This window comes from Halomonas salipaludis (assembly GCF_002286975.1).
GTDB classification, from domain to species: Bacteria; Pseudomonadota; Gammaproteobacteria; order Pseudomonadales; family Halomonadaceae; genus Franzmannia; species Franzmannia salipaludis.
The window spans coordinates 460,214-483,399 of the sequence record NZ_NSKB01000003.1 but is presented as its reverse complement, the minus strand read 5'-3'; the positions used below and the strand labels follow the sequence as shown (position 1 = coordinate 483,399).

Genomic DNA, 23,186 nt, shown 5'->3' with positions numbered 1-23,186 from the left:
GCGCAACCTGCGCGTATCTGTGCGTCCGCTTACCAGGAGGTTTTCCCCTATGCGTCAGTTCCTGTTCCCCCGTGCGCCGCTGGCGCGCGCCACCCTGATCTCCTGTCATCTGCTGCTGCAAATCGGCCTGGTGGCCGGCGCGGCGCTGTGGCTCGCCCCACGCACGCCGTGGCTGAGCAGCGCCGGCTGGGCCGAGGCCTGGCCAACCCTGGCCCTGGGCAGCGGCGCGCTGCTGCTGGCGATGGTTGCGCTGCGCCTGCTGGCCGAGCTGTGGTTGCTGCCCCACCACCTCGGCCAACTACGCGGCGGTTTCGCTCCCAGCGCCGTGGTAACCCGCTCCTTCGAACGCCGCCCGGCCGTGCACGACAGCCAGGAGGCCTGGACCAGCCAGGCGCGTGAGATGCATCTCGAGGAGGGCGCCGTGGGTACGGCGAGGGTGGCCAGGCCACAGCGTCGCGGCGTCGACGAGCCGCCCCTCGACCTGGCCGCCAGCGCCGCGCCGGAAGTGGCGTCACGCCAGGAGCCGCACCTCTAGGCCACGGCGCTACAGCACCTTGCGACGCAGCAGGCTGGTGATCGCCTCGCCGATCAACACCAGCACCACGATGGCGATCAGGATGGTCGCCACCGTGGGCCAGGCAAAGGTATCGATGGACCCCTGCAAAATCACCCCGATACCGCCGGCACCGACCAGCCCGAGCACCGTCGATTCGCGGATATTGATGTCCCAGCGCAGGATCACGATGGCGAAGAACGCCGGCATCACCTGGGGTACGATGGCGTAGACGATCACCTTGGCCTTGGAGGCGCCGGTGGCCTCCATCGCCTCTACCGGGCGGCGGTCGATCTCCTCGATCGCCTCGCCCATCAGCTTGCCGATGAAGCCGATCGAACGAAACATGATCGCCAGGATCCCGGCCAGCACCCCAGGGCCGAAGATGGCGACGAACAGCAGCGCCCAGATGATGGTGTTGACCGAACGGCTGGAGACCAGGATGAAGCGCCCCAGCCATAGGCAGAAGCGGTTGGGCGTGGTGTTCTGCGCAGCGATATAGGAGACCGGCAGGGCCACGAAGATGGTCAGCAGGGTCGCCAGGGTGGCGATATGCACCGTCTCGATCATGGCGTTGAGGATCGCCGCCAGGCGGCTCGGGTCCGGTGGCCACATGCGCGCGCCAAGGCTCGATATCTGGTTGGGCGCATCCCATACCCAGGGCCAGAAGATATCGATGTCGCGCACCGCCCAGTAGACCACCATCATCGTCACCAGCAGCACGGCATAGCGGATCAGGCGCTCGCGGCGGTCATAGCGCTGCCAGACGCGGTCGGCCAGCGCAGTGGCGTGATCTACCATATCTTCTTCCTTACCCAGCCGCTGATGCCCTCGCTGATCAGGATCACCGCAATGATGGTCAGCAAGATGGCGAACGCGAAGTCATAGTCGTAGCGCCCGAAGGCGTTCATCAGGGTGCCGCCGATGCCCCCGGCACCGACGATGCCGACCACCGCCGAGGCGCGCAGGTTGCTGTCGAGCTGATACATCGACAGCCCCACCTGACGCGGTAGGATCTGAGGAAACACGGCATAGATCAGAATCGCGAAATAGCCCGCGCCGGTCGCCTTCATCGCCTCGACCTGGCCCCAGTCGATCTCCTCGATCTCTTCGGCGAGCAGCTTGCCGACGAAGCCGATGGAGTAGAGCGTCAGGGTCAGGATGCCGGCCAGCGGGCCGAAGCCCACCGCGGCAACGAACAGAATGGCCACGATCACCGGATGGAAGCTGCGCGACACGATGATCACCGCGCGGCCGAACAGGTAGACCGGCAGCGGCGCGACGTTGCGTGCCGCCATCACCGCGAAGGGAATCGACAGCGCCACCCCCAGCAGGGTGGCCAGAATGGCAATCTGGAAACTCTCCTTGAAGCCGGTGAGCAGCAGGCCGCCGCGCTCGAAGCTGGGTGGAAAGCCGCCACCGAAAATACGCGCGGCCCGCGGCAGGCCCTCACTGATACGTTCCCAATTGAAGGGTAGCGTGCCTAACGCCCACACCAGGTAGACCACAAGCACCAGCCACAGCCCGTAGCGCAACCAAGGATTAGCAATGAACGGCGGCTTGCGCCAGGTCCTGGCCGGCGCGCTGGCGTCAGGCCTGGTCATGGCTCACCCCTTCCGCCGTGGGCGGCACTTCAGCGACTTCCTCCTCGGGCGCCTCGATGCCGCCGTAGATGGCATCCAATGCGTCCTGGTTGAAGTCGCTGGGGGCGCCGTCGAAGATCATCTTGCCGTGGCGCAGCCCGACGATGCGCTCGGTATAGGTCTTGGCCTGGGATACATTATGAATGTTGATCAGCACCGGCAGCGACAGCTCGCTGGCCAGGCTCTGCAGCAGGATCATGATCTGCTCGGAGGTACGCGGATCCAGCGAGGCGGTGGGCTCATCGGCCAGCAGCACTTCCGGCTCCTGCATCAGCGCTCGCACGACCCCGACCCGCTGACGCTCGCCGCCAGAGAGCTCGTCGGCACGCTTGTTGGCATAGTGGGCGATGCCCACGCGCTCCATCAGGCTGAAGGCGCGCTCGATATCGGCCGGCGGGTAACGCCGCGAGATGGCCTGGTAGAGACTGACGTAGCCCAGTCGGCCGGCCAGCACGTTCTCCATTACCGTCAGCCGGTCGATCAGGTTGAAGCCCTGAAAGACCATGCCGATCTTGCGCCGCGCGCGGCGCAGGGCGGCCCCGCGCAGCTTGACCAGTTCGTTGCCGTTGAGCTTGATCGACCCCGAGGTGGGTTCGACCAGGCGATTGATACAGCGCAGCATGGTGCTCTTGCCGGCCCCCGAAGCGCCGACGATGGCCACCACACTGTTGCCTTCAACCGTGAGGTCGAGGCCTTTCAAGACGGCTTCATCGTGGCCATAACGCTTGACCAGATTGGAGATTTCCAGCATCCGTCACCTCGTCTAGATGATCGTCGTGTCCCGGCCGCTTGACGGCCGGGCACGCGCCTTTACTCCTGATCCAGGTCTTCGCGGGTATAGCTCACATCATTGGCGGCCTGGATGGTGCGGATGACCTGCCAGTGCTCCTGGTAGTTGATCGGAATGAATTTCTCGACGCCTTCGAACTCCTCACCCAACGCAGTGCCGGCGAAATCGAAGCTGAAGAAGGCCTCTTCGATCTTCTCGACCAGGTCGGGATGCAGGTTGTGTGCGTAGTTGTAGGAGGTGGTCGGGAAACGGTCGGACTCATAGATGATCTTGACCTCATCCTCGTCATACAGGCCACGGGCCGCCATCCGTTCGACCACCTCTGACGCTACCGGGGCAGCATCATAGTCACGGGCCACCACGCCGAGCATCGACTGGTCGTGGCTGCCGGAATAGACCACCTCGTAGTCCTCATCGGGCACCACGCCGAGATCGGGGAACAGCGCCCGCGGTGCCTGGTTGCCGGAGTTGGAGGTCGGCGAGGTATGCGCGACGCGCTTGCCCGCGAGGTCCGCCATTTCGTCGATGCCGGAATCAACGTGGGTGTAGACCTGCAGGGTATAGCCGAACTGGCCGTCGTCGGACCCCATCAGGGCGAAGGGCACGGCCCCGGCGAGGTTGACCGCGAAGGGTGTCGGCCCGGTGGAGAAGCCGGCAATGTGTAGCCGGCCACTGCGCATCGCCTCGACCTGGGCCGAGTTGGACTGCACGGCAAAGAAGCGCACGTCGCGCTCGGTCACCTCTTCGAGGTGGTCGATGAACGGCTGCCAGATGTCGGAGTAGATGGCTGGATCTTCCACCGGGGTATAGGCGAAGATCAGCGTGTCGGGGTTGGCCCACTCGGACTCGTCGGCGGGGCGGTCGGCGACCATGTCGCCATCTTCGTCGCAGTAGATGCTGTCCAGATCACCGCGCGGGCAGTCGGCCTGGGCACTGGCCGAGGCCAGCATCGCCAGCGGCAGCAGCGAGATCAGCGCCAGCGAAGCGAGTGGGCGTTTCTTGAACGGAGCCGCCTGGACCGCGGCCATATCGATCTTGGTTTTCATGGCGTGCCTCATGGTGTTGTTTTTTTATAAGAAAATTTATCGAAATTCGGATGCGCCTTTTCGTTATTAGACATTAGCCGCATGGGATGATTGATTTCGAAAACACAACTTCCAATCTAGGGTTTATGACGAACGCATGTCAAACACTTTACCGCGCCCTCCGGCGACCTGGCGAAATCGCTATTTACTGATGCGTCACGGCCATAGCCAGGCCAACCAGCAAGGGCTGATCATCAGCCATCCCGACAACGGCCTGGACGCCTTCGGCCTCTCAACGCTCGGCCAAGCCCAGCTCGATGAAGTCATTGCCGAGTGGCCCTGGCCCGCGCCCACGCATATCCTGCACTCCGACTTCCTGCGCACCACCGAGACCGCCGAACGGGTCGCCCGCCACTTCGGCCTCGCCATGGCGCCAGAGCTGCGACTGCGTGAGCGTGGCTTCGGCAGCCTGGAACGCCAGGCCGACAGCCACTACCCCAGGGTCTGGGCGCTGGACGCCGAGGATCCGCAGCATGGCGAGTACGGGGTGGAGAGCGTGGCCAGCGTCGCCGCCAGGCTGCAGGCGGTCATCGACGAGCTAGAGGAGGCGCACCGCGATGCGACCATCTTGCTGGTCAGCCATGGCGATCCGTTGCAGATCCTGCTGACGGCGCTTGGGGGGCGTGCACTGAGCCAGCATCGGCAGCAAACGCCGCTGATGCCGGCCAGCGTCACGCAGGTGGGGCGCTAGGGAGGCCCGCAGGGCCCAATAGCGCCTGCCTCAGTGACCCAGGATCTGGCTGAGGAACAGCTGGGTCCGCTCGGACTGCGGGTCGTTGAAGAACGGCTCCGGGGCGTTCTCCTCGATGATCTGGCCCTGATCCATGAAGATCACCCGGTCGGCCACGGTCTTGGCAAAGCCCATTTCATGGGTCACGCAGAGCATGGTCATGCCCTCGTTGGCCAGCTCGACCATGACGTCGAGCACCTCCTTGATCATCTCCGGGTCGAGCGCCGAGGTCGGCTCGTCGAACAGCATCACCTCGGGGTGCATGCACAGCGAGCGGGCGATCGCCACGCGCTGCTGCTGGCCGCCGGAGAGCTGCCCCGGGTACTTCAACGCCTGCTCGGCGATCTGCACCCGTTCGAGGTACTGCATGGCCCGCGCCTCGGCCTCCTTGCGCGGTTTTTTCTGCACCCACATCGGCGCCAGGCAGCAGTTTTCCAGCACCGTGAGGTGGGGAAAGAGGTTGAAGTGCTGGAACACCATGCCGACGCTGCGGCGAATCTGCTCGATGCGCTTGATGTCCTGGGTCAGCGGCATGCCGCCGACCACGATCTCACCCTGCTGATGCTCTTCGAGATGGTTGATGCAGCGAATCAGTGTCGACTTGCCCGACCCCGAGGGACCACAGATGACGATCCGCTCACCACGCCGCACCTCGAGGCTGATATCGCGCAGCACGTGGAAGTCGCCGTACCACTTGTTGACGCCGCGCATCTCGACCATCAGATCGCCGGCGCCGGCCTGGGATTGCATAGCGTGTTCACTCATGATGCCCATCCTGTATGCGGTTATTGCTGTTGTCGTTGGCGCCGGTCAGCGTTTGTGGCCGGTATGCAGCTTGCGTTCGAGATACTGGCTGTAGCGCGACATGCTGAAGCAGAAGATCCAGAACATGAACGCCGCGAAGATATACCCCTCCAGCGCGAAACCCAGCCAGCGCGAGTCCGACAGCGCCGCCTGGACGATGCCCAACAGGTCGAACAGGCCGATGATCATCACCAGGGTGGTGTCCTTGAACAGCGAGATGAAGGTGTTGACGATGCCGGGGATCATCATCTTCAAGGCCTGGGGCAGCACGATCAGGCCCATGCGCTTCCAGTAGCCCATGCCGAGCGCCGCCGCGGCCTCCTCCTGGCCGCGCGGAATGGCCTGCAGGCCGCCGCGCACCACCTCGGCCATATAGGCACTCTGGAACAGGGTGATACCGATGAAGGCGCGGATCAGGCGGTCGACGCTGACGCCGGTGGGCATGAACAGCGGCAGCATCACCGAGGCCATGAACAGCACCGTGATCAACGGCACGCCGCGCCAGAACTCGATGAACACCACGCAGAAACTCTTGACGATGGGCATCTGCGAACGCCGCCCCAGCGCCAGCAGGATGCCGATCGGCAGCGCGCCGACCATGCCCACCACGGCCAGCACCAGGGTCAGCATCAGACCGCCCCAGCGATGGGTCTGCACCACCGGCAGACCGAAGTGGCCGCCATAGAGCAGGAAGTAGGCAAACACCGGGAAGCCGACCAGAGTGGCCAGCGTCACCCAGCGCTTGAACGGCAACCGCGGGATCATCAACCAGCCGATCAGCCCGGCGAAGGTGGCGAAGGTCAGGTCGACCCGCCACAGCTCGCTACGCGGGTAGAGGCCGTAGATGAACTGGGTGAAGCGGGCGTTGATGAACACCCAGCAGGCCCCTTCGCGGGAGCAGTCGTCGCGGCTGGTGCCCACCCAGTCGGCATTGATCAGCCCCCACTGGATGGTCGGTACCAGCATCAGGTAAAGCAGATACAGCCCGAGCAGCGAGAAGAAGCTGTTGACCGGTCCGCTGAACAGGTTGGCACGCAGCCAGGCCAGGGGGCCAATGGTATTGGAGGGCGCCGGTCGCGCCTCGATCATCTTATGGTGGTGAATCATGGCCCGCCCCTATCGTTCGACCAACGCCATGCGGGCGTTGTACCAATTCATGAACAGCGATACCGACAGGCTGATGCTCAGGTACACCGCCATGGTCATGGCGATGACCTCGATGGCCTGGCCGGTCTGGTTCAGCGTGGTACCGGCAAACACCGAGACCAGGTCCGGGTAGCCGATGGCGGTGGCCAGCGAGGAGTTCTTGATCAGGTTGAGGTACTGGCTGGTCAACGGCGGGATGATGACCCGCATCGCCTGGGGGATGATCACCAGCCGCAGCACCAGCCCCTGGGGCAGGCTCAGCGCCTGGGCCGCCTCGGTCTGGCCGTGGGAGATCGCCTGGATGCCCGAACGCACGATCTCGGCGATATACGAGGCGGTATAGATCGACAGCGCCAGCCACAGCGCCAGGAACTCGGGGATCACCGTGATGCCACCGCGGAAGTTGAAGCCGCGTAGCTCGGGCACGTCCCAGGTGACCGGGACCCCGGTCGCCACCAGCACCAACAGCGGCAGGCCCAGGATCAGTGCCAACGAGATCCAGCCGGCCGGAATCCGCTGGCCGGTGGCCTCGTGGCGGCGCTTGTTCCAGACCAGCAGCGCGATGCTGGCAGCGATGGCCACGCCGAAGGCCAGCGGAATCAGCCCGAAGCCCGACTCGAACAGCGGCTCCGGCAGGTAGAGCCCGCGCACGTTGAGGAAGATCACCTCGCCGAACGCCAGGCTGTCGCGGGCGCTGGGCATGGCACGCAGCACCGCGAAGTACCAGAAGAAGATCTGCAGCAGCAGCGGGATATTGCGGAAGATCTCGATATAGGCGTTGGCCAGCCTGGCGATCAGCCAGTTGGGCGACAGCCGCGCAATACCCACGATGAAGCCGATGATGGTCGCCGCCAGCACACCGAGGCCACCCACCAGCAGGGTATTGAGCAGGCCCACCAGGAAGGTGCGGCCGTAGGTGCTCTGGGAGGAGTAGTCGACCAGACTCTGGACGATGCCGAAACCGGCGGTGTTGTTGAGGAAGCCGAAGCCGGTGGTGATGCCGCGTGCGGACAGGTTGTCCTGGGTGTTGCCGATGATGTAAAGCAGCGCGGCAACCACTGCCGCCACCAGCAACGCCTGAAAGATCAGCGCCCGTTTGGCGGGATCACGCCAGAACGGGGGCTTGGGGCCTATCTGTGAGGCCTTGGGTCGAGCAGACATGAGAATCGTCTCCGCCTGGAGGGGCTGGATGATACATGCCATCGCCTGGCGGGCCGCATGGCGGCCAGCCAGACGCTGGCGTCAACGCGCCGACAGCGCCGGCGCATCAGGCGGATCGCTTAGCGAACCGGAGGCGCGTACTGAATGCCGCCATCGGTCCACAGAGCGTTGATGCCGCGTTCGATCTGCAGCGGCGAGTCCATCCCCACGTTACGATCGAAGCTCTCGGCGTAGTTACCGACCTGGCTGATGATGTGGTAGGCCCAGTCGGCCTCGAGGCCCATGCCCTCGCCGTAGTTGCCGTCTTCACCCAGCAGGCGAGCGATGTCCGGATCGTCGGAGCCCAGCATCTCATCGACGTTGTCGCTGCTCACGCCCAGCTCTTCGGCGTTGAGCATGGCGAACAGCGACCACTTGACGACGTTGAACCACTGGTCATCACCCTGGCGCACGGCCGGACCGAGCGGCTCCTTGGAGATGATCTCCGGCAGCACCATGGCGCCATCCGGATTGTCGAGCTGGATGCGCAGCGCGGCCAGCTGCGAGGTATCCGAGGTCAGCACGTCGCAGCGTCCGGCCTCGAAGCCCCCCACGGTCTGCTCGGAAGTATCGAAGACGATGGGGTCGAATACCATGTCGTTGACGCGGAAGTAGTCGGCCAGGTTGAGCTCGGTGGTCGTACCGGATTGTACGCAGACCGCGGCACCGTCGAGCTCCGTGGCACTGGAAATCCCCAGATCCGACGACACCAGGAAGCCCTGGCCGTCGTAGAAGGTAACGCCGGTGAAGTTGATACCCAGCGTGGTGTCGCGGGTGGTGGTCCAGGTGGTGTTGCGCGACAGCACGTCTACTTCACCGGACTGCAGCGCAGTGAAGCGCTCGACGGCGTTCAGCGGTACATAGCGCACGGCCTCGGCATCGCCGAACACGGCGGCGGCCACTGCGCGACACACGTCGACGTCCAAACCCTGCCACTCGCCGGCGTCATCAGGCGACGAGAAGCCCGGCAGGCCGTCACTCACACCACACTGCACAGCGCCACGCTCGACCGTATCTTCCAGCGTCGAGGCAGACGCCATCGCGCTTGCACCTACTACCAGTACCGTGGCCGAAGTCAGCAGTACCAGCTTGTTGTTGTTGTACGACATGGAGGATCCCCTCGCGTAGTGGTCAATATATTGGGACATGCGTTTCAAAAGCATGTGCCAAGACCATAGCAAAGAGTGTTCCAACACGTGCAGCAATCGGAAATAACATTTATTCAACGCAGGAAAAGCAGGCAAATCGCCGGATCTTACGCTAACGCGCAAAGTCCCGACGATAATCGCCTCGCTTTTCATGCACCTACGCAGTGCATTACTCAACGCCACATGCGTGGTGCGCACCATTAACGACTCGTCGGGAGTGTCTTGCCTCAATCCGTACCGAGCAGGCGCCGACGCAGCCAAACCAGCAGCAGCAAGGCGCAGCCGGCGCCCAGGGTATTGGCCAGGATGTCCCAGCCATCGCCGCCGCTGCGCCCGGGCACCGGAATCTGGGCATACTCGACGGCAATGCCATAAGCCACCACCATGGCGAAGGCGCGCAGGGAGCGAACGCCGGCCAGCGACACCAACGCGGCCAGCCCACCGTAGCCGACGAAGTGGTTGAACTTGTCCCACGGCAGCCGCTGGGGCATCTCGCTGCCCGGTGTCAGGCTACCCACGGCGATTACCAGCGCCGCTAGCAGCGCCAGGGCCAACCACAGCCGGCAGCGCTCATGCCAGCGGCGCAGGACTTCTTTCGCATCCACCTCAGCTGCCCTGATGGTACGCCGGGCTCAACTCGTGCAGCGCTTCCATGAAGGCGGTGACATGGTCCGGGTCGGTGAACTGGCTGATGCCGTGGCCGAGGTTGAAGATATGGCCCTCGCCCGGTCCGAAGCTGTCCAGCACTCGCGCCACCTCGGCGCGAATCGCCGGCGGCTTGGCAAACAGCACGTTGGGGTCGAGGTTGCCCTGCAGGGCGACGCGGTGGCCGACCCGGGCCCGCGCATCGGAGAGCTCGGTGGTCCAGTCCAGGCCTACCGCATCGCTGCCGGCGCTGGCGATCTGCTCCAGCCACTGGCCGCCATTCTTGGTGAACAGGATCACCGGCACCCGGCGGCCGTCGTGCTCGCGGATCAGCCCGGCAACGATCTGCTCCATATAGCGCAGCGAGAACTCCAGGTAGGCCGGCGTCGACAGCACGCCGCCCCAGGTATCGAAGATCTGCACCGCCTGGGCACCGGCGCGAATCTGGGCATTGAGGTAGTCGGTGACTGCCGTGGCCAGGGTATCGAGCAGCTGATGCATGGTGTCGGGGCTGCCGTAGAGCATCGACTTCACATGGCGGAAGTCCTTGCTCGAGGCACCCTCGACCATATAGGTGGCCAGCGTCCAGGGGCTGCCGGAAAAGCCGATCAGCGGCATCCGCCCGTTGAGCTCGCGGCGGATGGTGCGCACCGCGTTCATCACATAGTCGAGGTCGCGCTCGGCATCCGGCGCCTTGAGCGCGGCCACCGCCTCGGCAGTGCGCACCGGGTGTCGGAATTTCGGCCCTTCGCCGGTCTCGAAGTATAGCCCCAACCCCATGGCATCAGGGATGGTGAGGATATCCGAGAACAGGATGGCGGCGTCGAGCGGGTAGCGCTCCAGCGGCTGCAGGGTCACCTCGCAGGCCAGATCCTGGTTGCGGCACAGGTCCATGAAACTGCCGGCATCGGCGCGTGAGGCGCGGTACTCGGGGAGGTAGCGGCCGGCCTGGCGCATCATCCATACCGGCGTGCGATCCACCGGCTGACGGGCCAGGGCGCGCAGGAAGCGATCGTTTTGCAGTTCCATGGGGGGCTCTATGCTGACGAATTTGCCCGCATTGTACCCAATGCCGCCGCTCGAGGCTTGATTACGGACCGCTCACCCCCCACCTATAGGCATTATTCATCGCGCCGTGAGCGCCATGGCTGAAGCTGTTAGAATAGTTGACCACTCGCCGGCCAGGCCGCCGTCATTGCATCGAGGTTCTCCGTGTCGATTCGCTTCATCGCCGCCTCCCAGCTGCCCACCCCCTGGGCCACCTTCACCATGCATGGCTTCGAAGACGACGCCACCGGCAAGGATCATATCGCCCTGACGCTTGGTGAGATCGACGACGGTGCCCCGGTGCTAGGCCGCGTACACTCGGAGTGCCTAACCGGCGATGCCCTGTTCTCGATGCGCTGCGACTGCGGCTACCAGCTCCAGGAGGCGCTCAAGCGCATCGCCGCCGAAGGCCGCGGCGTACTGCTCTACCTGCGCCAGGAGGGCCGCGGCATCGGCCTGCTCAACAAGATCCGCGCCTACCACCTGCAGGACCAGGGCGCCGACACCGTCGAAGCCAACGAACAGCTGGGCTTCGGCGCCGACATGCGCCGCTACGACCTCTGCGTGCCGATGCTCGGGCACCTTGGCGTGGCCTCGCTCAAGCTGATGACCAACAACCCGCGCAAGGTCGAGGCGCTGACCCGCGACGGCGTCACCATCAGCGAACGCCAGCCGCTGACCACCGGTCTCAATCCGCACAATGAACAGTATCTGGCCACCAAAGCTGGCAAACTGGGTCATATGATGGCGCTGGGTGACTTCACCAACGCCAGCGACGTGGATATCGATCGCAAGCGCTGAGCCGCGTGCCGCTATCGGGCATCCACCCGACAGAGTGCAACCAATGTCTCGAGCTATGCCACACGCCATCCCGCCGCACCACAGCAACGTCGAGGAGCTGCTCAACAGCGTCAGTCACGGCATCGGCGCGGTGCTGAGCCTGGTCGGTGTCGTGGTGCTGATCGTGCTGGCCAGCCTGGCCGCCCATGTCGACCCGTGGAAGGTGGTCGGCATCAGCTTCTACGGCGTTACCCTGGTGCTGCTCTACGGCATCTCGACGCTCTACCATGGCGTTCGCCATCCGCGCCTCAAGCGCATCTTCCAGCATCTCGACCACTGCGCCATCTATCTGCTGATCGCTGGCACCTATACGCCCTTCCTGCTGGTCAACATGCGCGGCACCACCGGCTGGACGCTGTTCGCCATCGTCTGGAGCCTGGCGTTGGCCGGAATTGCCTGCAAGCTCGCCTGGCCGCAGCGCTTCACCGTCCTGCGGGTGACGATCTACCTGGTCATGGGCTGGCTGATCGTCTTCGCCAGCGGCGAGATGAGCGCCAGCCTGCCCACCGCCGGCATCGCCCTGCTCGCGGCCGGCGGTATCACCTACACCCTCGGCGTGATCTTCTTCGCCATCAGCGCGATCCCCTTCAACCACGCCATCTGGCACCTGTTCGTGCTCGGCGGCAGCACCTGCCACTACTTCGCGGTGTACGCCGCGGTGCTGCCGTTCGAGGCCTAGGCGCTTTCCAAGTGCCCTCTCTCTACTTGCCGGGCAGGGGAGGAAACGCCGGGAAAAATCTTGTGCTTCATGAATAAGGCTTCTTTCGTGTAAAACATGGGAAAAGCCCGGCTCACTATAACAACAAAGGATTCGCATGAAGCCCCGGCTCAGTCTGGTCGCTCGCTACTCCTTCCTGTCGCTGACACTGATGATCGGTTCGGTGGCGGTGCTGAGCGCGCTCTATGCCACGGTCGCGGATTCGGTCACGGAGCGCCTGGCCGGTGAGCGGCTGGAAGCCCAGGTCGCAGGCACGGCCAACCGGCTGACCAACTTCATCGAGAACCGCATCTACCAGCTCGAAACCCTTTCGACCCACCCCTCCATGCCCCTGTACCTGCTTTACAGCGATGCGGTGCCGGAAGGCCTACAGGAGCTCGTACGGGTGGAAGCCGACGCGCCCGATCTCTATGGCATTCTGTTCTTCGGCGCCAACGACAGACTGTCCGAGGTGATCCCCGGGCAGGCGGCATCCGGGCAGCCCTACTGGGGCCGCGACAACTGGTCAATCCGCGAACTGCCTGCCGTCCATCTGGGCACCAGCGAGATCATCGGCCCGAACCTGACCTCGGGCGCCGGCCCCGGCTGGCTGCTCATCCGCCAGCCGCTGAGAGACATCGCCGGCCAGAACACCGACGGTACCATAGCGCTTCATGTGCGCCTGGCGTCGCTGACCGAACTGATGCGCACCGAAAGCCTGGCCGGCGTGCTGCGGCCGTTCCTGAGAACGCCCGCCGGCGACCTGCTGGACCCGACGGGGAACCTCAAGAGCAGCGAACCGGAAGGGCTGCGAAGCGGCCCGGAAGTGCTGCCCGGCTGGCGCATCGACTACCTGGTGTCCGCCGGAGACATCCTCAGCCCGCTGCGCAATGCACAGTTCGGCCTGTATGCGTTTGCCGGCGTGATGGCACTTGGCATCGTCGCCCTGTTCTGGGCGTTGGCAAGAAGCCTGCGCCGACGAGTCAGCCGACTGGTGGCAGGGGCCGAAGCCTTCGCCTCCGGCAACCTGCACTTCCGGCTACCGACCCCCAGGAACGACAAGGATGAAATCGATGTGGTCGCCCATGCCTTCAACGCCATGGCCGACCGATTGCAGGAGATGATCGAGCGAACCGTACAGGCGGAGAAGATGGCAGTGCTGGGTGAATTCGCCACTGGCGTGGCCCATGAAGTGCGCAACCCGCTGGCAACGATCAAGCTGACGGTGCAGGCTCTGGAAAAGGGCGAGCCGGACAGCCGGCGCCGGGACCTGCTGATCTCCGTGGAAGAAGAGATCGACCGGCTCAATCGTGTCGTCGGCGACCTGCTGGATTACGGCCGGCCGGTCGCCGGTGAGCCGCAAGCCGTGGCGATCGGCCAGGTATTCAGGCACGCTTCCATCTTGACCTCCGGCCTTGCCGACAGGCGGGGCGTTGCCGTCACCGTCAGTGGCAATCCGTGCCTCGCCGTCTATGCCAGCCCGGACCAGGTGATCCAGTGCCTGGTCAACCTGGTCGCCAATGCCATCCAGGCGTGCGAGCCGGGCTGCCAGGTGCAGCTGAAGGCGTTTTCCAGCGGTGATAGCGTGACGATAGCGATCATCGACGACGGCTGCGGCATGGATGAGACGATCCTGGCCCAGGTGATGGAGCCGTTCTTCACCACTCGCCAGGAAGGCACGGGCCTCGGCTTGAGCATTACCCGTCAACTGATAGAACTAAACGGTGGCAGGCTGGAGATCCATAGCACACCGGGAAAGGGCACGAGCGTCTCCATGCGACTCCCCCTGGTGCCGGTCGACGCCATAGCACAGCAGGAGTCAGCACAGCAGCATTCGTAGCGCTACTACCATAAAAAGAGCAACAATCAGAAAACGCCATGCACACAGATATCCTGATCGTCGATGACGAAAAGAGCTTCGTCCGTTCGCTGACCTTCGCCCTGGAAGAAGCCGGCTTCACCACCCGCAGCGCCCATTCCGGCGAAGCAGCCCTGACCGCACTGGCGGACGCCCAGCCAGGGCTGATGCTGCTGGATCTGCGGCTGCCGAAGATGAGCGGCATGGAGGTGCTCGATACCGCCGCCCGCCTTTACCCGGCGCTGCCGGTAGTGATGGTGTCGGCCCACGGCGATACACGAGCCGCCGTGCAGGCCGTCAAGGCCGGCGCCACCGACTACCTGACCAAGCCCTTTGCCCTGGACGAGCTGCTGCATCTCGTCGGCGCCATCACCGAGCGCACTCAGCTGCGTGATGAGCTGGCCTACCACCGTAGCCGTGGCGCCTCCTCCTCGGGGCTGGTGGGAAGCAGCGATGCCATGCAGCAGCTCTGGCAGACCATCCAGCGCATCGCCGGCAGCAGTGCCGGCCGCATCCTGCTGCTGGGCGAGTCCGGCACCGGCAAGGCCGTGGTGGCCAGGGCCATCCACGACCAGAGCCCGCGCAGCGACAACGCCTTTGTCGAGATCAACTGCGCCGCCCTGCCGGAGCAGTTGATCGAGGCCGAGCTGTTCGGTGCAGAGAAGGGGGCTTACACCGGCGCGCATCAGAAGCGATCTGGCCTGGTGGCCCTTGCCCATGGTGGCACGCTGTTCCTGGACGAGATCGGCGAGTTGCCCCTGCCCCTCCAGGCCAAGTTCCTGCATTTCCTCGAGAATGGCGACTACCGACCGGTGGGAGGGGCTGCCAGCCATACCGCCGATGCCCGTGTCATCGCCGCGACCAACCGCTCACTGGAAGCCGAAGTCCGCAACGGGCACTTCCGGGAGGACCTGTTCTTCCGCCTCAATGTCATTGAACTCTCCATCCCCCCGCTGCGCGAGCGGGGCGCGGATATCGAAGAGCTGCTGCATGTCTTCATCGACGCCCAGGCCCGGGAGGAGGGTTGCCGCCCCATCACCGTGCCCAGGGAGACGCTCGACCTGCTGATCGCCTATAGCTGGCCAGGCAATGTGCGGGAGCTGCGCAACCTGGTAGAGCGCCTGACCATCCTGCACCCCGGCCAGCGGATTCGCCCCGGTCAGCTACCCACCGAATTCCATCAAGGCCCGGCAGCGAGCGATCAGGCCCCCTCTCTCGGCGAGCGCCTGCAGAGTACCGAACGCCAGCTGGTGCTCGATGCGCTCGACAAGGCCGGTGGCCACAAGGGCCAGGCCGCCCAGCAGCTGGGGCTGTCGCGCCACGCCTTCAAGCGCCGCCTGCAGCGCCTGGGGCTGGCCTAGCCGAAAGCCCGGACTGGCCGCAGATCCTAGCCGAGCGGTAACCGCTCACCCTCTCGCGCCGATGAGCGCTATCCGCTCACCTCCCGTACCGCTGTGGCCGGGAGAACCCCAGGCATGGGGCTCTCTCGGCATGGCACGCTTTTTGCCAATGTTATGGAAAACAGGCTTATAACAACAATCAACGACCACACGCCGGACTCAACCGGTCCAGGAGGCAACCTTGCCGGGACTGATAACTCGCCTGCGCTCCGCACAGGGCGCTCGCGTTTTCGCCACCACCCTGATGCTGGCCCTGTACGGCCTGCCTGCCGCCCATGGCACAGAGGCCATGAACGAGACGACCTCAGTGGGCCGGGTGGAACTGGGGGCGGACGCCGCAGACGCCGACGCCACCATCGCCTGCCTGTATCCGATGACCGGGCGCTCCGCCAGCTATGGGCGCGACAGTATCGTCGCGATCCGCATGGCCCTCGACGAGCTGGCCACCGATCCAACGGCACCGCGCCTGCGCGTCATCGTCGATGACTCCCGCTCCAAGGCCTCCTTCGCGGTGCGCATGGCCGAAGACTTCATCGAGCAGGATAGCGCCAACATCCTCTGCGGCATGGTCAGCTCCGGCGTCGGCATGGCCGTCAGCCGCCTGGCACGGCAGCGCAAGACCATCCTCATCGGCACCGACCATGCCTCCTCCCGCGCCGTGCTGGAAGAGGGTCATCGCTACTACTTCAGGGTCTCCAGCGATACCTGGCACTCCCAGGCCGCCGGTGCGCGATACCTGCAGGAACTCCAGCAGCAAGAAGGCTGGAACAAGGTCGCCTTCCTCGGCCCCGACTACGAATATGGCCGAGTCGCCTGGCGCGACCTGCAGGAGGCCTTTGACCTCTACGACGTCGACTACCAGGTCACCGGCAGCTACTGGCCGAAACTCTACGAGCCGGATTACTCCCTGTATATCCAGTCACTGCTCGAGTCGCCGCCGGACGTGCTGGTGGTCGCGCTGTGGGGCGGGGATTTCACCGCCTTCATCGACCAGGCCCGCACGACCCGCCTGTTCAGCCTGATGCGGGTGGCCAACTTCGATACCGGCGGCGACTACGAGACCCTGGTTGCCCTCGGCGATACGCCGCCGGAAGGCCTGATTCTCTCCGCACGCCACCACGTCAACTGGCCCCCGACGGCGCTGAACCGCCAATTCGTGGAGCAATTCCACGAGCGCTCCGGCCGCTACCCCAACTATTCGGCCCAGGGCGCCTGGGCCGGCATCCTCACCGTCGCCAAGGCCATCACCCTGGCCGGTGACGTGACCGACACCGAGGCGATGGTCGAGGCGCTGAAAGGCCTGGAGATCCACTTGCCCAAGGACCCGGAAGGCTACGTCTCCTATATCGACGCCGAGACCCACCAGATCATCCAGGCCCAGGCCATCGGCACGCCGGTGCCCAGCCAGGATTATCCCCCCGCCCAGGTGGTGCTGGGGAACTGGAACGTCTACGACGCCGAGTCCCTGAAACCCTCGCCGGCTCTCGTCGAGAGACGACGCGGCACGCCCGGTGGTGGCTAGACCCTCCACCGTTTCCTTCACGTACCACCCGCACCAGGCAGGACAACGACGCACCACAGAACACAACAACGCCATATGGCACACAACAACAACCCAGGAGTAGAACCATGAAGCACGCCACTCAACCCGTAAGCTTGAAGCGTACTCTGCTCAGCACCACCGCCGCCGCGGCCATCGCCTCGGCGGGGATGATGGGTATCAGCGCGACAGTCCAGGCAGAAGAGACCTTCAAGGTCGGACTGGTCACCTTCCTCTCCGGCGGCGCCTCGGGACCCTTTGGCGTTCCCGCCGCCCAGGCGGCGGAAACCGTGATCAAGGCGATCAACGCCGGGGAGCTTCCACCGCCCTACGACACGCCAGGCATCAACGGCTTGCAGCTGGAATCCGTGGTCGTCGACGAAGCCGGCGGGCCCACCCAGCAGGTCGAGGAGTACCGCAACCTGGTGCAGCGCCAGAACGTGAATGCGGTGATCGGCTATATCTCCAGCGGTGACTGCCTGGCCGTCGGCCCCGTGGCAGAGGAGCTGCAGACCTTCACCATCGCCTTCGATTGCGGCACCCCGCGCATGTTCGAGGAACTCGACAACCCTACCTACTTCTTCCGCACCGGCCTCGATGCCGTCGCCGACAACGTAGGTGCAGCGCGCTATCTGCAGGACATCCACCCCGACGTCACGCGTGTCGCCGGCATCCAGCAGAACTACGCCTGGGGGCAGGACTCCTGGCTCGACTTCACGCTCTCCATGGAGCAGCTGATGCCGGACGCCGACATCGTCAACAACCAGACGCCACAGCTCTTCTCGGGCAGCTACGGCAGCGAGATTTCCGCCCTGCAGACCCGCCGGCCCGAGATCGTCCATTCCAGCATGTGGGGCGGCGACATGGAGTCCTTCGTCTCCCAGGCCAATTCCCGTGGCCTGCTGGGCCAGGCAACCGCCATCCTGACCACCGGCGAATCCGGGCTGCACCGGTTCGAGGGCCAGGCCCCCAACGGCACCATCCTCGGCGGACGTGGCCCCTTCGGTGCCTTCATGCCGGAAAACGCGCTGAGCGAGTGGTTCAACGACGCCTACCAAGCCGAGCACGGCACCAAGCCCAGCTACCCCTCTTCGAAAATGGCCCAGGCCATCCTTGCCCTGAAGTTTGCCGCCGACAATTCCGGTGCCGACGGGGTACCCACCAGCGAGCAGCTTGCCAGCACCCTGAAAGGGGCGGAGTTCGAATCCGTCAGCGGCACCGTGCGCATGGCCCTGGCCGGTGGCCACCAGGCCATGCAGGACATGCTCTATGGCGAGTACCACTACACCTCCGGCGAAGGTGCCGAGCTGCGTAACGTGCGCTCCTACCGCGGCGAATGCGTCTCCGCGCCGGATGGCCAGAACGCCCAGGAGTGGATCGAAGCCGGGTTCCCCGGCGCCCAGTGCGACTGACACTCTCCGCCGCCGGCAACCTTCGGGTTGCCGGCCCCCGGGAATCACTGCACCCGACTCGGTACGCCCGCCTCTTGCCTCGTCACGTTCCCGACGACCGGCAGGCATGGCGCCGGGTACCCGCAGCGTTTCCTAACCGATAACAGGAGCACGCGAGATGTTAACGGTCTGGGCAATACTGATCGATGGTTTCATCTATGCCTCATGGCTGTTCCTGGTGGCGGCAGGCCTGACCGTCATCTATGGCGTCATGAGAATTCTGAACATGGCCCACGGCAGCCTCTATGCCCTGGGCGCCTATGCAGCGGCGTCGGCCATCGGCTGGTACTACGCCGGGGGCGGCAGCCAGCTATGGATGGCCTTCGCCATTCTAGCCAGCTGCGCCCTGCTCATCGGCGCCATCAGTGGGCTGCTGATCGAGCGCGGCATCCTGCGGCTGATGTACGGCCGCGACGAGATACTCATGCTGATCGTCACCTTCGCGATCCTGCTGATACTCGAAGATGTGATGAAGCTGCTGTGGGGCACGACCCCCTATTTCGCCTGGCAGCCCTACGCCGCGATGGGGCGAGTGGAGATCGACGTCCTGACGGTCTCCGGCTACGACATCATGGTGCTGTGCCTGTCCGCCGTCATCGGCCTTGGCCTGTGGTTCTGGCTGGAGCGCACCAACACCGGCAAGATCCTGCGCTCCATCATCCATGACCGTGAAGTCTCGGAGGCCATGGGCGTCAACGTGCGCCGCATGTTCACCATCACCTTCATGATCGGCGCCACCCTCGGCGCGGTCGCCGGTGGTATCACCGCGCCGATCATCTCCGTGGTGCCGGGTATCGGTATTGAGGTGATCGTGCTGGCCTTCGCGGTGGTGGTCACCGGCGGACTGGGCAGCATTACCGGTGCGGCGGCGGGTGCCATCATCGTCGGCCTGGCACGGGCCACCTCGATCCACACCATGCCCCAGTTCGAGTTGTTCATCATCTACGCCGTCATGGCCGGGGTCCTGATCTTTCGGCCCAACGGCCTGTTCGGCCAGGCAATCGCGAGGAAAATCTGATGAGTCTCCAGAAATCCGAAGCCCTGATGATTGCCGCCGCCGTGGCCATTGGCCTGGTCGGCTTGATGAGCCCCAACTGGCTGGTCTTCACCACCACGCTGGCGGTCGCCAAGGCGCTGGTGGTACTGGGTGTGGTCATGCTGATGCGCTCCGGGCTGGTCTCTTTCGGCCAGGGGCTGTTCTTCTGTATCGGCGGCTATGCGGTAGGCATGGGGGGGCGCTTCTGGGGCATTCAGGACGCCCTGCTGCTGATTCTCCTGGGCGTACTGGCCTCGACCGCGCTGGCCATGATTCTCGGTCTCCTGCTGACCCGCTACCGAGAGATATTCTTCGCCATGCTGACCATGGCGTTCTCGATGATCCTGTTCGGCGTACTGGTCAAGAGCCACAACCTGGGCAGCACCGACGGCTTCAGCGTGGTGCAGTGGTCCCTGCTCGGCTGGGTGCCGGAGTCCGGCATGGGCGTGTTCTGGCTCGCGCTGGTCCTCGGCCTGCTGGTCGCGCTGTTTCTCAATCGCTTCTTCCAGTCCAGCATCGGCCTGGCCTGCGAGGCCATCCGCGAGAACGAGGTCCGCGTCGAATACATGGGCATCTCACGCCGCCAGGTGCTCTACATCAACTACGTACTGGCCGCAGCCATCGGTGCCATAGGCGGTTCGCTGACGGCACTGGCTGCCGGCCACGTCGATCCCGAAATGGCCTACTGGACGATTTCCGGTGAGTTCGTCTTCATCGCGCTGCTGGGCGGTACCGGCCATGTGGCCGCGGCCTTCATCGCCGCCATGCTCTTCGCCCTGGTGCGCACCTACGCCGTGGAGTTCATGCCCCACACCTGGCAAATGATCCTGGGCATCGTACTGCTGCTGATCATCCTGTTCCTGCCCAAGGGGATCTGGAGCCTGTTCACCCGCCACAGGAGAGCCGCGCCATGACCGAGATTCTCAAGACCCAAGGGCTGTCCCGCTACTTCGGCGCGGTGACGGCCGCAGAAGACATCAACGTGACCATCACCCAGGGCGAAATCGTCGGCGTCATCGGTGCCAACGGCGCCGGCAAGACCACCTTCATCAATATGGTCACCGGCTACCTGCCGCCCTCGGAAGGCAGCATCTTCTTCGATGGCCGGCCGATCAAGGGCCTGGGGCCGCGCAAGCTGATGCGCGAGGGCCTGGCACGCTCCTTCCAGATACCCCAGCTGTTTCTCGAACTTCCCGTGATCGACAACCTGGCCATCGCCCTGTCGGCTGCCCAGAACGATCACCTGCAAATGCTGCGCCCGGTGCGCACCACAAAGCGACTTGCCGCAGCGGACGACATCCTCGAGCAGATGGGCATCACCCAGTATCGCGATGAGATGGTCACCGCCATGCCTCAAGGGGCCCGCAAGTTGCTCGACATCGCCATTGCCATGCTCGGCAACCCCAAAATGCTGCTGCTGGATGAGCCCACCAGCGGGGTCAGCATGGAGGAGAAACATGCGCTGATGGATACGGTGATGGAAATCGTCAAGCGGCGCAGCCTGACGGTGCTCTTCGTCGAGCACGACATGGAGATCGTACAGAAATACGTGACCCGGGTGATGGCCTTCGCCAGCGGCGTGGTGATCAAGGATGGCCCGGTCGAGGAGGTGCTGGCCGACGAACAGGTACAGACGCTGGTCACCGGCAAGCGGCGCCACACCAGCACGGCAACGGAACAGGGGGACGTCTGACATGAGCCTGGAGATCGCCAACCTCAATGTCTCGATCGATCGCATCGCCATTCTGCGAGATATCGACCTGACCATTCCCACCGGGCAGATGGCCGGCCTGATCGGTCACAACGGTGCCGGCAAGACGACCCTGATCCGCGCCATCATGGGCCTGCTGCCGGCAACATCCGGCTCCATCCGCTTCAAGGGAGAGGAGCTGACGCAATTGGCTCCCCATCGGCGCGCCAAGCTGCAGATCAGCTACATGCCCGAGGACCGCCGGCTCATCCCCGAGCTGACGGTGACCGAAAACCTGCTGATGCCGGCATGGGCCAATCACATCCGCGACGGCGAGAAACGGCTGGCATGGGTCTATTCGCTGATGCCGGAAATCGCCGACTTCGGTGAGCGCAAGGCGCTACAGCTCTCCGGCGGCCAGCAAAAGCTGGTGGCCCTGGGCCGCGCACTGATTCCCGGCCGTGAACTGATCCTGCTCGATGAGCCCTTTGAAGGCGTGGCGCCAGTACTGGCACAGCGCCTTACCTCTGTCATCGGCGACCTGCGCGGCGAAGGCCTGACGGTGCTGATCGCGGAGTCCGACGACAGCCATTCCGCCGGTCTGGTCGACCAGACCTGGCGCATCGAGCGGGGTGCCGTTGCCTTTGGGCGCAAGGCGTCCGCCGCCTCTGCGAACCACCAACACCCAGCCTGACAACAACAAGGAGTCAGCCATGAAAATACGTGCTGCGGTACTGCAGACCACCGGCGCCAAGCGTCCCTATCAGGGCAACCAGCCGCTGGTGATCGAAGAGCTGGAACTGGACCCGCCCGGCGACAACGAAGTCCTGGTACAGATCAAGGCCGCCGGCCTGTGTCATTCCGACCTCTCGGTCATCGACGGCAACCGACCGCGCCCGGTGCCCATGGTGCTGGGCCACGAGGCCGCCGGCATCGTCAAGGCCGTGGGTAACGGCGTACACGACCTGCAGGTCGGCGATCACGTGGTGACCATCTTCGTGCCCAGCTGCGGTCACTGCTCGCCCTGCGCCGAGGGGCGCCCCGCCCTTTGCGAGCCGGCGGCAAAGACCAACAATGCCGGCACCCTAGCCAGCGGCGAGCGCCGCCTGCACCGGGCGGACGGCAGCGATGTCCATCACCATATCGGTGTTTCCGCCTTTGCCGACCACGCGGTGCTGTCCCGCCACTCCCTGGTCAAGGTCGACCCCGACCTGCCGCTGCATCACGCCGCGCTGTTCGGCTGTGCGGTGCTGACCGGGGTCGGTGCGGCGATCAACTCGGCCGAGATCAAGGCCGGCCACACGGTCGCCGTCGTCGGCCTCGGGGGCGTCGGGCTCAATAGCGTGCTCGGCGCGCTGGTGGCGGGCGCCTCCGAGGTGATCGCCATCGATCTCGATGAGGACAAGCTGGCGCTGGCCAGGGAGCTGGGCGCCACCCATGCCTTCAACAGCGGCGAAGCGGGCTGCGTCGACAAGATCAAGGCGTTGACCAACGGTGGCGTCGACTGTGCCATCGAGATGGCTGGCTCCGAGAAAGCCCTCGAGTTCGCCTATCAGGTCACGCGCCGGGGTGGTATCACGGTGACCGGCGGCCTGCCACACCCCGACAAGAAGGTTGCCATTCAGCAAGTCAGCCTGGTGGCGGAAGAGCGCACCCTGAAGGGCAGCTATGTCGGTAGCTGCGTGCCGGTCCGCGATGTCGCCCGCTACATTGCCCTGTTCCGCCAGGGCAAACTCCCTGTGGATAAGTTGCTTAGCGACACCCTGACCCTGGACCAGATCAATGACGGTTTCGAGAAGCTGGCGGCTGGCAAGGCGGTACGGCAGATCATACTGTTCGATTGATCCACGCGTAATGCGACGACATCGAATCCTGACAACAAA

General features: G+C 64.5%; 23 protein-coding genes. 13 read left to right on the top strand and 10 right to left on the bottom strand.

Annotated features, from left to right (window positions below):
• Positions 1-49 precede the first annotated feature (49 nt).
• Positions 50-535, top strand: a complete 486-nt coding sequence (locus CK498_RS09815; protein WP_095620671.1) for a hypothetical protein — start codon at positions 50-52, stop codon at positions 533-535.
• 9 nt (positions 536-544) lie between these two features.
• On the opposite strand, the gene phnE (CK498_RS09810) is transcribed toward CK498_RS09815, so the two are convergent.
• The 4 genes from phnE (CK498_RS09810) to phnD are packed head-to-tail and all read right to left on the bottom strand — an operon-like array spanning position 545 to position 4,014.
• On the bottom strand, positions 545-1,354 hold the full coding sequence (phnE, locus tag CK498_RS09810; protein ID WP_095620670.1) for a phosphonate ABC transporter, permease protein PhnE: 810 nt from the start codon (positions 1,352-1,354) through the stop codon (positions 545-547).
• Positions 1,348-2,157 (bottom strand): phosphonate ABC transporter, permease protein PhnE, encoded by an 810-nt coding sequence (phnE, locus tag CK498_RS09805; RefSeq protein WP_095620669.1) that lies wholly within the window; start codon positions 2,155-2,157, stop codon positions 1,348-1,350. The genes phnE (CK498_RS09810) and phnE (CK498_RS09805) overlap by 7 nt, the downstream gene beginning before the upstream one ends.
• Positions 2,144-2,947: a phosphonate ABC transporter ATP-binding protein gene (phnC, locus tag CK498_RS09800; RefSeq protein WP_095620668.1), complete on the bottom strand. Its 804-nt coding sequence runs from the start codon at positions 2,945-2,947 to the stop codon at positions 2,144-2,146. Before phnC ends, phnE (CK498_RS09805) begins: the two co-directional genes overlap by 14 nt.
• Positions 2,948-3,006: 59 nt before the next feature.
• Positions 3,007-4,014, bottom strand: coding sequence for a phosphate/phosphite/phosphonate ABC transporter substrate-binding protein (gene phnD, locus CK498_RS09795; RefSeq protein WP_095620827.1), 1,008 nt, complete (start codon positions 4,012-4,014; stop codon positions 3,007-3,009).
• Between the two features lie 154 nt (positions 4,015-4,168).
• Here phnD and CK498_RS09790 point away from each other — a divergent pair, with 154 nt between their 5' ends.
• Positions 4,169-4,762 carry a histidine phosphatase family protein gene (locus CK498_RS09790; protein WP_229359026.1) on the top strand — a complete coding sequence of 198 codons (594 nt, stop codon included), beginning with the start codon at positions 4,169-4,171 and terminating at the stop codon, positions 4,760-4,762.
• Positions 4,763-4,792: 30 nt separating this feature from the next.
• Here CK498_RS09790 and CK498_RS09785 read toward each other — a convergent pair whose 3' ends face one another.
• From CK498_RS09785 to hemE, 6 genes are all read right to left on the bottom strand, one after another.
• Positions 4,793-5,521 carry an amino acid ABC transporter ATP-binding protein gene (locus CK498_RS09785; protein ID WP_095620826.1) on the bottom strand — a complete coding sequence of 243 codons (729 nt, stop codon included), beginning with the start codon at positions 5,519-5,521 and terminating at the stop codon, positions 4,793-4,795.
• 90 nt (positions 5,522-5,611) lie between these two features.
• Positions 5,612-6,712, bottom strand: coding sequence for an amino acid ABC transporter permease (locus CK498_RS09780; RefSeq protein ID WP_095620666.1), 1,101 nt, complete (start codon positions 6,710-6,712; stop codon positions 5,612-5,614).
• Positions 6,713-6,721: 9 nt separating this feature from the next.
• Entirely contained in the window at positions 6,722-7,912 is a 1,191-nt protein-coding gene (locus CK498_RS09775; protein WP_095620665.1) for an amino acid ABC transporter permease, read from the bottom strand.
• A gap of 119 nt (positions 7,913-8,031) precedes the next feature.
• Positions 8,032-9,060: an amino acid ABC transporter substrate-binding protein gene (locus CK498_RS09770; RefSeq protein WP_095620664.1), complete on the bottom strand. Its 1,029-nt coding sequence runs from the start codon at positions 9,058-9,060 to the stop codon at positions 8,032-8,034.
• A gap of 266 nt (positions 9,061-9,326) precedes the next feature.
• Entirely contained in the window at positions 9,327-9,704 is a 378-nt protein-coding gene (locus CK498_RS09765) for a VanZ family protein (RefSeq protein ID WP_095620663.1), read from the bottom strand.
• Between the two features lies 1 nt (position 9,705).
• Positions 9,706-10,773, bottom strand: a complete 1,068-nt coding sequence (gene hemE, locus CK498_RS09760) for a uroporphyrinogen decarboxylase (protein WP_095620662.1) — start codon at positions 10,771-10,773, stop codon at positions 9,706-9,708.
• A 183-nt stretch (positions 10,774-10,956) separates the two neighbouring features.
• Here hemE and ribA point away from each other — a divergent pair, with 183 nt between their 5' ends.
• The 11 genes from ribA to CK498_RS09705 all read left to right on the top strand — a co-directional run bounded on the left by ribA (position 10,957) and on the right by CK498_RS09705 (position 23,147).
• Positions 10,957-11,592 carry a GTP cyclohydrolase II gene (ribA, locus tag CK498_RS09755; protein WP_095620661.1) on the top strand — a complete coding sequence of 212 codons (636 nt, stop codon included), beginning with the start codon at positions 10,957-10,959 and terminating at the stop codon, positions 11,590-11,592.
• Between the two features lie 55 nt (positions 11,593-11,647).
• Positions 11,648-12,310, top strand: a complete 663-nt coding sequence (gene trhA / locus CK498_RS09750; protein ID WP_095620660.1) for a PAQR family membrane homeostasis protein TrhA — start codon at positions 11,648-11,650, stop codon at positions 12,308-12,310.
• Between the two features lie 136 nt (positions 12,311-12,446).
• Positions 12,447-14,168, top strand: coding sequence for a sensor histidine kinase (locus CK498_RS09745; protein ID WP_095620659.1), 1,722 nt, complete (start codon positions 12,447-12,449; stop codon positions 14,166-14,168).
• Positions 14,169-14,206: 38 nt separating this feature from the next.
• A complete protein-coding gene (locus CK498_RS09740; protein ID WP_095620658.1) occupies positions 14,207-15,547 on the top strand; it encodes a sigma-54-dependent transcriptional regulator in 1,341 nt (446 codons plus the stop codon).
• A gap of 220 nt (positions 15,548-15,767) precedes the next feature.
• Entirely contained in the window at positions 15,768-17,108 is a 1,341-nt protein-coding gene (locus CK498_RS09735; protein WP_217987743.1) for an ABC transporter substrate-binding protein, read from the top strand.
• A gap of 107 nt (positions 17,109-17,215) precedes the next feature.
• Positions 17,216-18,538: an ABC transporter substrate-binding protein gene (locus CK498_RS09730; RefSeq protein ID WP_095620657.1), complete on the top strand. Its 1,323-nt coding sequence runs from the start codon at positions 17,216-17,218 to the stop codon at positions 18,536-18,538.
• A 157-nt stretch (positions 18,539-18,695) separates the two neighbouring features.
• Entirely contained in the window at positions 18,696-19,595 is a 900-nt protein-coding gene (locus tag CK498_RS09725; RefSeq protein ID WP_095620656.1) for a branched-chain amino acid ABC transporter permease, read from the top strand.
• Positions 19,595-20,527 (top strand): branched-chain amino acid ABC transporter permease, encoded by a 933-nt coding sequence (locus tag CK498_RS09720; protein WP_095620655.1) that lies wholly within the window; start codon positions 19,595-19,597, stop codon positions 20,525-20,527. The genes CK498_RS09725 and CK498_RS09720 overlap by 1 nt, the downstream gene beginning before the upstream one ends.
• A complete protein-coding gene (locus CK498_RS09715) occupies positions 20,524-21,306 on the top strand; it encodes an ABC transporter ATP-binding protein (protein ID WP_095620654.1) in 783 nt (260 codons plus the stop codon). The genes CK498_RS09720 and CK498_RS09715 overlap by 4 nt, the downstream gene beginning before the upstream one ends.
• Position 21,307: 1 nt before the next feature.
• Entirely contained in the window at positions 21,308-21,997 is a 690-nt protein-coding gene (locus CK498_RS09710) for an ATP-binding cassette domain-containing protein (protein WP_095620653.1), read from the top strand.
• A gap of 19 nt (positions 21,998-22,016) precedes the next feature.
• On the top strand, positions 22,017-23,147 hold the full coding sequence (locus CK498_RS09705; protein WP_095620652.1) for a zinc-dependent alcohol dehydrogenase family protein: 1,131 nt from the start codon (positions 22,017-22,019) through the stop codon (positions 23,145-23,147).
• Positions 23,148-23,186 lie beyond the last annotated feature (39 nt).

Excerpts from the sequence above, each read along its gene's own strand:
- CK498_RS09815 (WP_095620671.1), top strand. The coding sequence starts at position 50 with ATGCGTCAGTTCCTGTTCCCCCGTGCGCCGCTGGCGCGCGCCACCCTG.
- phnE (WP_095620670.1), bottom strand. The coding sequence starts at position 1,354 with ATGGTAGATCACGCCACTGCGCTGGCCGACCGCGTCTGGCAGCGCTAT.
- phnE (WP_095620669.1), bottom strand. The coding sequence starts at position 2,157 with ATGACCAGGCCTGACGCCAGCGCGCCGGCCAGGACCTGGCGCAAGCCG.
- phnC (WP_095620668.1), bottom strand. The coding sequence starts at position 2,947 with ATGCTGGAAATCTCCAATCTGGTCAAGCGTTATGGCCACGATGAAGCC.
- phnD (WP_095620827.1), bottom strand. The coding sequence starts at position 4,014 with ATGGCCGCGGTCCAGGCGGCTCCGTTCAAGAAACGCCCACTCGCTTCG.
- CK498_RS09790 (WP_229359026.1), top strand. The coding sequence starts at position 4,169 with ATGTCAAACACTTTACCGCGCCCTCCGGCGACCTGGCGAAATCGCTAT.
- CK498_RS09785 (WP_095620826.1), bottom strand. The coding sequence starts at position 5,521 with ATGGTCGAGATGCGCGGCGTCAACAAGTGGTACGGCGACTTCCACGTG.
- CK498_RS09780 (WP_095620666.1), bottom strand. The coding sequence starts at position 6,712 with ATGATTCACCACCATAAGATGATCGAGGCGCGACCGGCGCCCTCCAAT.
- CK498_RS09775 (WP_095620665.1), bottom strand. The coding sequence starts at position 7,912 with ATGTCTGCTCGACCCAAGGCCTCACAGATAGGCCCCAAGCCCCCGTTC.
- CK498_RS09770 (WP_095620664.1), bottom strand. The coding sequence starts at position 9,060 with ATGTCGTACAACAACAACAAGCTGGTACTGCTGACTTCGGCCACGGTA.
- hemE (WP_095620662.1), bottom strand. The coding sequence starts at position 10,773 with ATGGAACTGCAAAACGATCGCTTCCTGCGCGCCCTGGCCCGTCAGCCG.
- trhA (WP_095620660.1), top strand. The coding sequence starts at position 11,648 with ATGCCACACGCCATCCCGCCGCACCACAGCAACGTCGAGGAGCTGCTC.
- CK498_RS09745 (WP_095620659.1), top strand. The coding sequence starts at position 12,447 with ATGAAGCCCCGGCTCAGTCTGGTCGCTCGCTACTCCTTCCTGTCGCTG.
- CK498_RS09740 (WP_095620658.1), top strand. The coding sequence starts at position 14,207 with ATGCACACAGATATCCTGATCGTCGATGACGAAAAGAGCTTCGTCCGT.
- CK498_RS09730 (WP_095620657.1), top strand. The coding sequence starts at position 17,216 with ATGAAGCACGCCACTCAACCCGTAAGCTTGAAGCGTACTCTGCTCAGC.
- CK498_RS09725 (WP_095620656.1), top strand. The coding sequence starts at position 18,696 with ATGTTAACGGTCTGGGCAATACTGATCGATGGTTTCATCTATGCCTCA.
- CK498_RS09720 (WP_095620655.1), top strand. The coding sequence starts at position 19,595 with ATGAGTCTCCAGAAATCCGAAGCCCTGATGATTGCCGCCGCCGTGGCC.
- CK498_RS09715 (WP_095620654.1), top strand. The coding sequence starts at position 20,524 with ATGACCGAGATTCTCAAGACCCAAGGGCTGTCCCGCTACTTCGGCGCG.
- CK498_RS09710 (WP_095620653.1), top strand. The coding sequence starts at position 21,308 with ATGAGCCTGGAGATCGCCAACCTCAATGTCTCGATCGATCGCATCGCC.
- CK498_RS09705 (WP_095620652.1), top strand. The coding sequence starts at position 22,017 with ATGAAAATACGTGCTGCGGTACTGCAGACCACCGGCGCCAAGCGTCCC.